The following is a 12,370-nucleotide window of genomic DNA, read 5'->3' as shown; positions in this document are numbered from 1 at the left end:
ATAAAGATATAAAATTGAGAAAAACTTAGAATTTAATAGATTTTGTCCAATATAAAGGGGTTAATCCGATAACACTCCCTTTATTAATCTGTGAACTTACGTTCTTACTATCTTTCCCCACTTAATGAAATATATTCAATAGAAATAATATTAAAACGAAATAAAAACCTCGACAACACATTGCTGTATTGTCGAGGTTTTTATGGTGGAGGCGAGGGGTCAGTGGCGCACGATATTATCTATCATTCCTGACTATATCATAATCTTTTTTCTCAAAGATCCTTGGCGTATTATGAAAGCTCAATATAGTTTACGTCTTCCATCCTAGTATTCCATAGCTTAAAAAACCTTAGGAACCTATAAGTCGATACGAGGCTGTTAAATTTCTTTACATACCTCTCGGTATTACCACCACCATTACGTGCTGAGGCTTCACCGATAAAGCCAAGTTATTCACTTACATATCACTATGTAAGGCGACTCTGTTACAAATCGAACCCCTGTCCGAAAGCAGACCAGCCTGACTTCCTACGAGCGTAGTCTGTATATTAAATTTCGCTCCTTAGTACCCCTACAGACAGGAGACTAAGTCGCTAGCTTCATAAATACCCCTCTAGCTCAAAGCTTTGCTAGACTTCGTGTCCTACTTATAATGACACCAGTGACCCCAGACGTAGGCATCCAGGACTGATGAGCAGCGTTAAATTAAGCTGCTAATGCAAAATTGTCTTCTGCGTTTACATTTAATGCATAGCTGATTTACGAGTCATCCATGCTTTACTCGGCCCGCTTATCAAACCCATCTTACCCCCGTCGAAGCCAAAACGCCCCCATGAGTATAAGAAGAATTATCAAAACTTCAATATTTAGTTTTTAATTTCTTCAGTAATCTGATTATATACCACCTAAAATTCATTGTCAAATAGCAATTCTGTTTAGATTACTAAAGTTTTCTCATAAGATAAAAAATTTTATTTTTAATCCACCTTTTAGAAATAAACTTCTTAAAAATTAATAAACACCTATAAAAATATAGGTGTTTATTAATTTTATTACATATATAATTATGAATATTTTATAAAGGGCTTATTTTTCATTTAAACATAGTTTGTCTAAACTTGTAATCGTTTTACGACAAATAAATTTTAACATCTTATAAAATTTTAATATTGTTTTAAACTATCATTTTACTTGTTAATTTGTGATATCTTTCTAAACCTTGCTGGTGTTATATTAAAGACTTTATTAAATTCTTTATAAAAAGATTGTATATTAGGGAATCCATTTTCAAGAGCTATATATACTATTGCATAATCTGTATTTAAAAGTTCATCTCTACATTTATTAATTCTAACATTAGTAATATACTGTTTTACCGTCATATTTAAATTTTTCTTAAAGAATCTTTCAAAATGACCATAAGATAAATTAAACTTTTTTGCTAGCATATTAACACTAATATCCTCTGAATAATGATCTTCTATATATTTAGTTATTCCAAGAATTCTTTTTTTATCCCTATCACTATCCATTATTTTACCTGAATTTTTTATTCTTTTCTGATGTGATAATAAGATATGTACAATCATCATTAATATTCCTTCAATAATAACATTTTTATGTTCATCTTCCTCTTCATAATGCAATTCTATCTCTTTTAAAAGATCATAGATTTTCTCATTTAACTCTTTACTTTTAATTTGTTCAAAAAATATATAATCCATATCCTTAAAACATTTAATCAAAAAATCATACTTAACTTGAAGCATATAGCCCTTATAATCTTCATTTCCATCACCCTTAAGTGAATGCACATTTTTAGAATTAATAATATAAGCCTCATTCTTTGTTACGTTTACAATTTTACCTTCATCCCAAATATGTATACTCCCTTCAATAGGCATAATAATCTCAATACTTCTATGCCAATGCTTATGAATAACTTTTTGTTTCTCCTTAGTAACTTCAACTACTTCAAACTTTAAAGGCAAATCCTTATTCATCTGAATTTTTTCATATGTATTCATAATATACCCCCAGATGCAAAATACTAATTTTTTAACATTATAGCTTTATTTTTGAAGAAGTTCAATATAGGAATGACTCTATGATATTAATTTAACATAGAAGTATATTTAATAGAAAACTAATTTTTATAACCTAAATTGCAATAAGGACTTGTAGATTTAGGTTGAATAAAAGTTATTGTTTGTAATTGATTTACACCTAAACTTTCAAAATCACTATCAGAGATAAGTATGCATCTGAAATATTCCATGAGTTATCAAATTTTAATTCACTTGTAAGATCTGAATCATATAGATTAACTTCTTTTCCATATTGTCCTTTTTATTCTCGCCACATAATATCTATCTTCTAATGAATAAATAATTTAATTATGCAGATACTATAAATAATTGAGTTTATAAAAGGAGGTTTTTTATCCAATGCCCTACATAATCAATCTAAAGCATTTTATTAAATCTAAAAGGCTGGCAATAAAATCATGCTACTTTACATGTATTTTGTTGTTAGTCTTTATTTCAGCAATTATCATGATAACTAGCGATTATACCCAAACTGAACCTTATACAAATACTATAACCACTAATACAAATATAAAATCCATAAAAAACTTTAATTCCCAAGATAAAAAAGTTAATACTTCTAAAAATGTAGAAGTTCTTAGATATAATTTCATTAAATTAATGTGATTTTTAAAATATAAAACTATTAGCTTATTTTCTAGACATTTAATGTAATTAGTTGTAAAATATATTTATACAGTGAAACAAGCCCAACAATTTTTTTATATACATTTTTACATTTCCACCCAACGAAAATGTAAAACCAAAAAAAAGTTCTGGAATTCATTTTGAATTTCAGAACTTTTTTAGTATAAAAATTTTTTACATTTTAAAACCAATTTATTATTTATTTATTGACTTTTTTACATTATACCTATAAAATGTTAATGAAATCGATTATCAATTACATTCAAGGAGTGAAAACATGAATTTAATTTTATCAATTTTAATTACAGCAATAATCTCTATTCTTTTTAGTAGTAGTATAAAAAAACATAAAAATGCATACTACATACTATCATCTTTAATAGCTCTTTCTACTTTAGCTTTTGAAGCTTTTAAAATATCTACTGGTTTAAAGCCAAATGATAACTTTATTATTTCTTTAGAAAGCGTATCAGCAAAAGGTATACTTTCTATTGCATTCTTTATTCTAGTTATGTATGCCGGAGCATTAAATAATAAATGGACTGTTACAAAAAAATTATTAAAGGTAAGAGGAGAACTTGCAATTATTGCTTCAATATTAATGCTTCCTCACGGAATAATTTATGGTTATAAATTTATCTTTTTAACTTTGCCAAAATTTATAGCTACAGGAAACTTCCCTCTTTTATATCTTTCAGTTTCAGTAATTGGAATTATAGCATTTATATTAATGATACCTTTATTTATCACATCCTTTATTAAAGTAAGAAAGCAAATGAATGCAAAGTCTTGGAAAAAGCTCCAAAAATGGGCTTATCTATTCTATTTATTAGCTTATCTTCATGTCTTTATTCTTTTAGTAAATAGAGACAATATTAATTGGACTAAGTTAATTACTTATACATTAGTATTTGGTATATATACTATATTAAGACTTATAAAAGCCTTTAATAAGAAAATATGATACTTTTTGTAATAAAAAAATGCTGCCATTATGGGCAGCATTTTTCTAATATCTATTTCTTTCTTTCATAGCTCTATCCATATCTCTTCTTTGAGCTTTTTCAAGTAAAGCATCTCTCTTGTCGTAGTTTTTCTTACCTCTACATACTCCAAGAGCAACCTTAACCTTATCCTTCTTTAAATATAAAGATAAAGGAACTATTGTATATCCATCTCTTTGAACAAGTCCTTGAAGTCTAAATATTTCAGACTTATGAAGTAATAACTTTCTTTCTCTTAATGGATCTACATTAAAAATATTTCCTTGTTCATAAGGACTTATATGCATATTTTTTATATAAACTTCTCCGTTATATATATCCCCATAACAATCCTTAAGATTACATTTACCATTTCTAATAGATTTAACTTCTGTTCCTACTAAAGCAATTCCTGCTTCTATAGTTTCTTCTACAAAGTAGTCGTGTCTAGCCTTTCTATTATCAGCTAGAGTATTACTACTTTTTCTCTTTCTTACCACGCTCTCTCACCTACTTTAGGTTATTTTATATACATTATAATCTATTATCCTAATCTTCTTCAACTTCTTCTTTTAGTTCATCTTTTAATCCTTGCTTGATTTCTGGAAGTTTTTCTAAGAATTCTTTAGTAGCTCTTATTTCTTCTTTTTCATCCTCTTCTTCTACAAGTTCAAAAAATATTTCTCTATTAGGAATATCAACCTTGCTACACTTAACTTTTACAGAATCTCCAAGTCTATAAATATTCTTAGTTCTTTCTCCAATTAAGCATAGATGATTTTCATCATAAACATAATAATCATCATCAAGAGCAGTTATATGAACAAGTCCTTCAACAGTATTAGGAAGTTCAACAAACATACCAAAGGAAGTAACTGAAGATATAATTCCTTCAAATTCTTCTCCAATTCTATCAAGCATATATTCTGCTTTCTTTAAATCATCAACTTCTCTTTCAGCTTGCTGAGCTGTTCTTTCCATTTCTGAAGATTGTTTTGAAGCGTAATCAACTAAAGTAGTTAACTTCTTTGTTCTCTTTTCATCAATCTTTCCATTTAAGTATTCCTTTATTATTCTATGAATCTGTAAATCTGGATATCTTCTAATTGGTGATGTAAAGTGACAGTAGTATTTAGCTGCTAATCCAAAGTGCCCTGTACATTCTGGAGAATATCTAGCTTGCATCATACTTCTTAATAATAATGTACTTACTACAGTTTCTTCTTTCTTGCCACGAACCTTATCTAATACTTCTTGTAAGTTTCTTGGTCTTACTTCTCCATTCCATCTTACTGCATATCCAAGGTTATAAACAAATTCTCTAAACTTTTGAAGCTTCTCTTCATCTGGTTCTTCGTGAATTCTATATACAAATGGAAGGTTAGCCCAGAACATTTCTTCTGCCACTGTTTCATTACATACAAGCATGAATTCTTCTATTATTCTATTAGCAATTTCTCTTTCATAAGGTTTGATATCTATAGGTTTTCCAAACTCATCTAAGATAATTTTAGATTCTTCAAATTCAAAGTCTATAGCACCTCTTTTAAATCTCTTCTTATTTAAGATTTCACAAAGTTCTTCCATAGCTTTAAAATCTTCTACTAAGTCTGCATACCTATTTTTAAGCTCTTCATCATCATCTCTTAAAATCTTTGTAACATCAGTATAAGTCATTCTTTCATTAGTTCTTATTACTGATTCCATTATTTCATGATCTAAAACCTTACCATTATTATCTATTATCATGAAACAGCTTAAAGCTAGTCTATCTACTTTTGGATTTAAAGAACATATTCCATTTGAAAGCTTTTTAGGAAGCATAGGAATAACTCTATCTATTAAGTATACTGAAGTTGCTCTCTTTAAAGCTTCTTTATCAAGAGGATTCTTTTCTCTAACATAATGAGATACGTCAGCTATATGAACTCCTAATTTATATCTTCCATTTTCAAGTTTTTCTATAGATACAGCATCATCTAAGTCCTTAGCATCTTCTCCATCTATAGTAACCATCTTAACATCTCTTAAGTCAGTTCTTCTCTTAATTTCCTTTTCATCTATTGTTTCTTCAATAGTGTTTGCATAATCTAAAACTTTTTGAGGGAATTCTTCTGGAAGTCCAAACTTCTTGATTATTGTAAGGATGTCTAATCCCTTATCTCCTTTTTGACCTAAAACCTCTATTATCTCACCTTCAGGACTTCTTCTCTTATCTGGCCACTTAGTAATTTTAACAACTACAATATCTCCATCCTTAGCTCCATGTCTATCTCTCTTTGGAACAAATATATCTTGGTTAATTCTTGTATCTTCCGCAACAACAAATCCAAAGTTTTTGCTATCTTCGTAAACACCTATTATTTTAGTGTTTCCTCTTTCAATAATTTGAATGACTTCTCCTTCTCGCTTCTTGCCATTTTTATCTTCTCTTGTTATTTGTACAAGAATTTTATCTCCATTCATTGCACTATTTATACAAGAGCCAGGAATAAATACGTCTTTTTCCCCTTCTTTTTCAGGAATTAAAAATCCATATCCTTTAGCATGTGCCTGAAGAGTTCCTGTAATCAACCCTAACCTTTCAGGTAAAGCAAATTTATCTTTTTCTGTTCTTATTATAAGGCCTTCCTTTTCCATAGTTTTTAATGTTTTCTTAAAGGCTCTATATTCATTTTCATTTATATCGAAAACTGCTACTAATTCTTGTATATCCATTGGTCTATATGCTTCTTCTCGCATAAAGTCTATTAATGCTTTCTTTATTCCCATTAAATTTCCTCCTACTTAAAAATATAATATCTCTCTAATATTTTAGCCAGAATTTACTTATCTTACTCTTAGTATATATTATCACAACAACATCTTAAATGATAATTTTAATATTATTCTATATTACTCATAAATATTTTAAGAACCTGAATGTTTTTGAACTTTATAAAGAAAAAAGCTGTACGCAGCACCGTACAGCTTTTTTCTTTATGGCTTGATATACTATTAATTTGAGAAGGTTTGTTATAACTAGATTTATATAAAAATTATTTAGAATAGAATTCGACTATTAGATTTTCATTTATTTCTATAGGGATCTCATTTCTTAATGGCAGTCTAGTATAAGTTGCTTTGAAATTATCTAAATCTGCATCTATATATGGTAACACATTTGTGTGATTTTTGATGTATTCGGCGTAATTTGGAGATTTTCTTGATTTCTCTCTTAAACTAATTTCACTACCAGGTGTTACTTTAAATGATGGTATATCAACTTTCTTTCCATCAACTAAGATGTGTCCGTGATTAACCATTTGTCTCGCAGCTCTTATGGAGTTTGCAAAACCCATTCTATATACAAGATTATCAAGTCTTGATTCAAGTAGAATTAGTAATGCTTCACCTGTTGTTCCTTCTTTTACTTTAAAAGCTTCGTCAACATATCTTTCGAATTGTTTTTCTAATACTCCGTAGTAAGCTCTTAATCTTTGTTTTTCTAATAATCTAATTCCGTATTCTGATAATTTTTTGTCTGCCCTGCTGCTTCCTTTTACAGCACGTTTCATTGCCTTGGGATGTCCAATTACATTTAAACCAAGTCTTCTGCATTGTTTAAAACGTGGGCCTCTGTCTCTAGCCATATCTCGTCCTCCTTGCTAAATTAATCTATGCACTTAATATAGCACACAATTTAGTTTATTGAAAATAATTATCAGTCTCTACGAGTTGATTTAAAGAACTTATTCTTAAATTACTCTCTCTTTCAAACTTTTTCGCACTCTTATTGATAATCTTTTTCAATTCAATATTATTATTATCATATTCACCTAAAATTATTCTAAAAAGAGATGATTTCTAAAATAAATTCTAGAAATCATCTTTCTTAATAACTTTCCCAAATATTTATTTAAATAAATTTGTAATTATACCGCCATACTCAGCTATTACTGGTGCAAAAACTAATGATACTATAGTCATAAGTTTTATTAATATATTCATTGCAGGTCCTGATGTATCCTTAAATGGATCTCCAACAGTATCCCCTACAACACCAGCTTTATGAGCTTCACTTCCTTTTCCTCCATGAGCTCCACCTTCAATATATTTCTTAGCATTATCCCATGCACCACCAGCATTAGCCATCATTATAGCCATTAACACTCCTGTTACAACTCCTCCTGCTATAAGACCTGCTAAGGCTTCAGCTCCAAGTAATAATCCTACTAAAAGTGGTGCTAATATAGCTAATACACCAGGCAGAATCATTTCCTTTAAAGCCGCTTCTGTTGATATAGATACACATTTTGAATAATCTGGTTTCTCAGTTCCTTCTAAGATTCCCTTCTTTTCTTTAAACTGTCTTCTTACTTCTTCAACCATCTGAGCTGCTGCTCTACCTACTGATGACATTGTTAATGCTCCAAATAAAAATGGAAGCATTCCTCCTATAAATACACCAACTAGTGTTAAAGGATTAAGTAAATCAATAGTTTTTAAGTTAATAGTTTGAGCATAAGAGGCAAATAATGCTAAAGCTGTTAATGCTGCTGAACCAATAGCAAATCCCTTACCAATGGCTGCTGTAGTATTACCAACAGAATCAAGCTTATCTGTAATTTCCCTTACGCTTGGATCAAGTCCACTCATTTCTGCTATTCCACCTGCATTATCTGAAATTGGCCCATAGGCATCAACACCTACTGTAATAGCTGTTGTTGCAAGCATTCCAACTGCTGATAATGAGATACCATAAAGACCTGTAAGTGGATCATTTAATCCCCCTACTCCAAAATAAGCTGCTATAATACCTATAATAATAAATAGTATAGGAATAACAGTTGACTTCATACCTACTGAAAGTCCTGAAATTATATTAGTTGCAGCCCCTGTTTCAGATTCTTTTGCAATCTGCTTAACATATTTAAAGTTATCTGAAGTATATATTTCTGTAACTTTACCAATAATCATACCTACAATAAGTCCTGCCACAATTGGAACAAATAATTTCAAACTTCCAAACATAATGTTACATGCAACTGCCCCAAATATAATCGATAATACTCCTGCTACTGTGCTTCCAGTGTTTAATGCTTTCTGAGGATTTTCTCCACTTCTAGTCTTAACAATTAAGATACCAATTAATGAAGCAATAATTCCTAAAGCTGAAAGCACTAAAGGAAAGATTGCAGCATCTCTTCCTGACACTACTGTTACCATACTTCCTAAAGTAATTGCTGATATTATTGAACCAACATAACTTTCAAAAAGGTCAGCTCCCATTCCTGCAACATCACCAACATTATCCCCAACATTGTCAGCTATTACTGCTGGGTTTCTTGGATCATCTTCAGGAATTCCTGCCTCAACCTTACCAACTAAGTCAGCTCCAACATCTGCAGCTTTAGTATAAATACCTCCACCAACTCTTGCAAAAAGAGCTATAGATGAAGCCCCAAGTCCAAAACCAGTAATATACTCAGGATTAAGGTCTAACACATAAGATATTATTCCTAAACCAAATAAACCTAGACCTGCAACACAAAGTCCCATTACTGTACCACCTGAAAATGCAACTGATAAGGCTTCCTTAATTCCAGTCTTTGCAGCCTCAGCTGTTCTAACATTAGCTTTTACAGCAATTCTCATACCAATGTTTCCAGCTATTATTGAAAAAACTGCTCCAACTAAAAATGCAACTGCAGTTCTTAGATTTAAGAATACGGCTATAGCTATAAAAACTACCATTACAAATACAGCTAAATATCTGTATTCCTTATTTAAGAATGCCATTGCTCCTTCCTCAATATGAGATGCAATCTCCTGCATCTTTTCATCGCCACCGTTTTTCTTAACAACTCCCATTGCCATGGAAGCTGTTGTTATCAATGCTAGTATTCCACAAATTGCTGGTATAAGTAATAACTCCATTTTTCCATCTCCTTCTTAATCTTAGGTAAATAAAACCTAATTAAATACTATGCATCAAAATTTATAAAAATTATATTTGACTGTAAAATTTTGGAAGTATATTTTTAAAAAAAACAAACAGCTATTAGTAAAATAGCTGCTTATGTACTAAATGATATTCAATACTAAAGCAATAATTGCAAATAATGTCATGCCCACCATTGTTATTCTCTCTAGTCTTACTTCTTTTGTTCTTGATTTGTTTCTAGAATAGAAAGTATCATTATTACTTCCTTGCACTAAACCACTTAAAGCATCCGACTTACTTGGTTGCATTAAGATAGCAATAACAACAACTACTCCAATTATCGCTTCTATGACCATTAAAGCTGTTTCCATAAGAAAACCTCCCATTCTTATTTAACGTTTCACAATTTTGTATGATAAGCATAACATATTCTGTATTTTTTTTCAAGTTAAATTCATGACTGGCCTTATTTATATCGAGAATGAGAGGGTGTTTCTTAAAATATTTTGCACTTTTTGTTTTGAAAACGTATTATTTAATATTAAAGAATGCTTTTCTTCCTCTATACTCTGCTACATCTTCTAATTCTTCTTCTATTCTTATAAGTTGATTATATTTAGCAACTCTTTCACTTCTAGCTGGAGCTCCTGTTTTAATTTGGCCTGCATTAACAGCTACGACAAGATCTGCTATAGTTGTATCTTCAGTTTCTCCTGATCTATGAGAAACAACTGCTGTATATCCTGCTCTATTAGCCATTTCTATAGCATTTAATGTTTCAGTTAAAGTTCCAATTTGATTTAATTTAATAAGAATTGAGTTAGCTACACCTTTTTCTATTCCTGTTTCTAATCTCTTAGTATTAGTTACAAATAAGTCATCACCAACTAATTGAACCTTATTTCCTAATCTTTCAGTTAGAAGTTTCCATCCTTCCCAATCCTCTTCTGCCATACCATCTTCAATTGAGATAATTGGATATTTATCAACCCATGATTCTAAGAAATCTACCATTTCTGATGCTGATAAAGTTTTACCTTCATGCTCTAAAACATATTTTCCATCTTCATAGTATTCAGATGATGCAGCATCTATTGCTATATATACATCTTTTCCTGGTTTATATCCTGCATTTGTAATAGCTTCAATTATAACTTGAATAGCTTCTTCATTAGATTTTAAATTAGGAGCAAATCCACCTTCATCTCCAACTCCTGTAGAATATCCTTTATCATTTAAAATTTTCTTTAATGTATGGTAAACTTCTGCACACATTTTTAATGCATCTGAGAAAGTTTTAGCTCCTACAGGCATAACCATAAATTCTTGTAAATCAACAGAATTATCAGCATGTGAGCCTCCATTAATAATATTCATCATTGGAACTGGAAGAACCTTTGCATTAACTCCACCAATATATTGATATAAAGGTATTTGAAGCGAGTTAGCTGCAGCCTGTGCACAAGCTAAAGAAACTCCAAGAATTGCATTAGCACCTAGTTTTCCTTTATTATCAGTTCCATCTAATTCAATAAGAGTTTTATCTATATAACTTTGATCAAAAACATTACATCCAATAAGTTCTTCTGCAATAGTATCATTAACGTTTTGAACTGCTTTTCTTACACTCTTACCCATATAATCATTTTTGTCGCCATCTCTAAGTTCTACAGCTTCATAAATTCCTGTAGATGCTCCTGAAGGAACTGCAGCTCTTCCCATTGTTCCATCATCTAGATAAACCTCTACTTCTACTGTTGGAAAACATCTTGAATCTAATATTTGTCTTCCTACAACATCAACAATTTCAACATAACTTTTCATAAAAAAATAAGCCTCCTCTTAAGTATATAATATTCTTGTTTTTTCCTACTATCTCTTTAAACAACAAAATTATTTTTTACCAAAGGAAGCTTTATTATTCATCTTTACAAATAATCATCTTCATTATCTCTCTTATATTTTTCCTTAAGGCTTTCTTTAGCCCAGTATTTATCAAACTTATTCTTCCACTCTTTGCTTTTCTTTTTATTTATTTCGTTCATATATGATAAAAATTCATCTAATACTCCAAGTTTTAAAAATCCCTTCATTAAATGTCTTGGATAATCTACTTTTCTTTTAAAACATTTTTTAGGGTCTATAATCATTATCTTATTATCCTTGCTAACCATAATATCTTTACATCTAGTATCTACCTTTGAGAAATTTATTTTTTTAAATTCCTTTGTAAGCTTATATATATTTAAAGTTAGTTCCTTATTTAATCCATATCTTTTTATGTATTTATCTAGCTGAATTCCATCAACCATTTCCCTAACTATATATAACTTTCCTAGAGAATATACCTTAGGGAAAAATTTAGACCCTCTTGCTTTAACAAGAATATATGATTCATCTAAGCAAACTTTTTCTTCAACAAATATTTTTATAACTTTATGATCAGGAAGCTTATATACAACACCATTATTGCCCTGTCCAAGAAATTCAGCCTCTTTAAAAAGTTCCTCAGTTTTCTTATCAAAATCTGCTGAGTAACAATGATACTTTTTCAATATACTTCTATCCTTTAATTGCTTTCATATAAATATATGACTAAATAGATTATTATATTACTTGTGAACTACCCATTGTCTAAAGCCAATGGGCTTCCTGCTTCGCAGACCTCGTAACCTACTATCTCCACAGGCGTTAATTTGGGCAGTCCCTGCCCTATGCATTATTTT

The 12,370-nt window shown here is 30.1% G+C and carries 9 protein-coding genes, 1 other RNA gene and 1 pseudogene; 1 reads left to right on the top strand and 10 read right to left on the bottom strand.

Annotated elements, in window-relative coordinates:
- Positions 1-488: 488 nt before the first annotated feature.
- The 3 genes and pseudogenes from ssrA to BM384_RS18535 form a co-directional block, all read right to left on the bottom strand.
- Positions 489-824, bottom strand: a transfer-messenger RNA (tmRNA) gene (gene ssrA / locus BM384_RS11255).
- A gap of 363 nt (positions 825-1,187) precedes the next feature.
- A complete protein-coding gene (locus BM384_RS18540) occupies positions 1,188-1,532 on the bottom strand; it encodes a helix-turn-helix transcriptional regulator (RefSeq protein ID WP_278280924.1) in 345 nt (114 codons plus the stop codon).
- Positions 1,533-1,598: 66 nt separating this feature from the next.
- Positions 1,599-2,048: pseudogene (locus tag BM384_RS18535) on the bottom strand (AraC family ligand binding domain-containing protein); the annotation flags it as partial.
- 964 nt (positions 2,049-3,012) lie between these two features.
- Here BM384_RS18535 and BM384_RS11240 point away from each other — a divergent pair.
- Positions 3,013-3,699, top strand: a complete 687-nt coding sequence (locus BM384_RS11240; RefSeq protein WP_090013684.1) for a ferric reductase-like transmembrane domain-containing protein — start codon at positions 3,013-3,015, stop codon at positions 3,697-3,699.
- A 45-nt stretch (positions 3,700-3,744) separates the two neighbouring features.
- Here BM384_RS11240 and smpB read toward each other — a convergent pair whose 3' ends face one another.
- The 7 genes from smpB to BM384_RS11205 all read right to left on the bottom strand — a co-directional run bounded on the left by smpB (position 3,745) and on the right by BM384_RS11205 (position 12,199).
- Positions 3,745-4,218, bottom strand: coding sequence for an SsrA-binding protein SmpB (gene smpB, locus BM384_RS11235; RefSeq protein ID WP_090013683.1), 474 nt, complete (start codon positions 4,216-4,218; stop codon positions 3,745-3,747).
- Positions 4,219-4,267: 49 nt separating this feature from the next.
- Entirely contained in the window at positions 4,268-6,490 is a 2,223-nt protein-coding gene (rnr, locus tag BM384_RS11230) for a ribonuclease R (RefSeq protein ID WP_090013681.1), read from the bottom strand.
- A 266-nt stretch (positions 6,491-6,756) separates the two neighbouring features.
- Complete coding sequence (gene rpsD / locus BM384_RS11225; RefSeq protein WP_090013680.1) at positions 6,757-7,350, bottom strand: 30S ribosomal protein S4; 594 nt, start codon at positions 7,348-7,350, stop codon at positions 6,757-6,759.
- A gap of 262 nt (positions 7,351-7,612) precedes the next feature.
- Positions 7,613-9,637, bottom strand: a complete 2,025-nt coding sequence (locus BM384_RS11220) for a sodium-translocating pyrophosphatase (RefSeq protein WP_090013678.1) — start codon at positions 9,635-9,637, stop codon at positions 7,613-7,615.
- 147 nt (positions 9,638-9,784) lie between these two features.
- Positions 9,785-10,015 carry a preprotein translocase subunit SecG gene (gene secG / locus BM384_RS11215; RefSeq protein WP_090013676.1) on the bottom strand — a complete coding sequence of 77 codons (231 nt, stop codon included), beginning with the start codon at positions 10,013-10,015 and terminating at the stop codon, positions 9,785-9,787.
- Between the two features lie 160 nt (positions 10,016-10,175).
- Positions 10,176-11,468: a phosphopyruvate hydratase gene (gene eno, locus BM384_RS11210; protein ID WP_090013675.1), complete on the bottom strand. Its 1,293-nt coding sequence runs from the start codon at positions 11,466-11,468 to the stop codon at positions 10,176-10,178.
- Positions 11,469-11,572: 104 nt separating this feature from the next.
- Positions 11,573-12,199 carry a protein kinase gene (locus BM384_RS11205; protein ID WP_090013673.1) on the bottom strand — a complete coding sequence of 209 codons (627 nt, stop codon included), beginning with the start codon at positions 12,197-12,199 and terminating at the stop codon, positions 11,573-11,575.
- Positions 12,200-12,370 lie beyond the last annotated feature (171 nt).

Source organism: Clostridium sp. DSM 8431 (assembly GCF_900116755.1).
Taxonomy (GTDB): domain Bacteria; phylum Bacillota; class Clostridia; order Clostridiales; family Clostridiaceae; genus Clostridium.
Note: the sequence above shows the minus strand (reverse complement) of the source record. Positions and strands in the feature narration are given on the sequence as shown.

Excerpts from the sequence above, each read along its gene's own strand:
- BM384_RS18540 (WP_278280924.1), bottom strand. The coding sequence starts at position 1,532 with ATGGATAGTGATAGGGATAAAAAAAGAATTCTTGGAATAACTAAATAT.
- BM384_RS11240 (WP_090013684.1), top strand. The coding sequence starts at position 3,013 with ATGAATTTAATTTTATCAATTTTAATTACAGCAATAATCTCTATTCTT.
- rnr (WP_090013681.1), bottom strand. The coding sequence starts at position 6,490 with ATGGGAATAAAGAAAGCATTAATAGACTTTATGCGAGAAGAAGCATAT.
- rpsD (WP_090013680.1), bottom strand. The coding sequence starts at position 7,350 with ATGGCTAGAGACAGAGGCCCACGTTTTAAACAATGCAGAAGACTTGGT.
- BM384_RS11220 (WP_090013678.1), bottom strand. The coding sequence starts at position 9,637 with ATGGAGTTATTACTTATACCAGCAATTTGTGGAATACTAGCATTGATA.
- secG (WP_090013676.1), bottom strand. The coding sequence starts at position 10,015 with ATGGAAACAGCTTTAATGGTCATAGAAGCGATAATTGGAGTAGTTGTT.
- eno (WP_090013675.1), bottom strand. The coding sequence starts at position 11,468 with ATGAAAAGTTATGTTGAAATTGTTGATGTTGTAGGAAGACAAATATTA.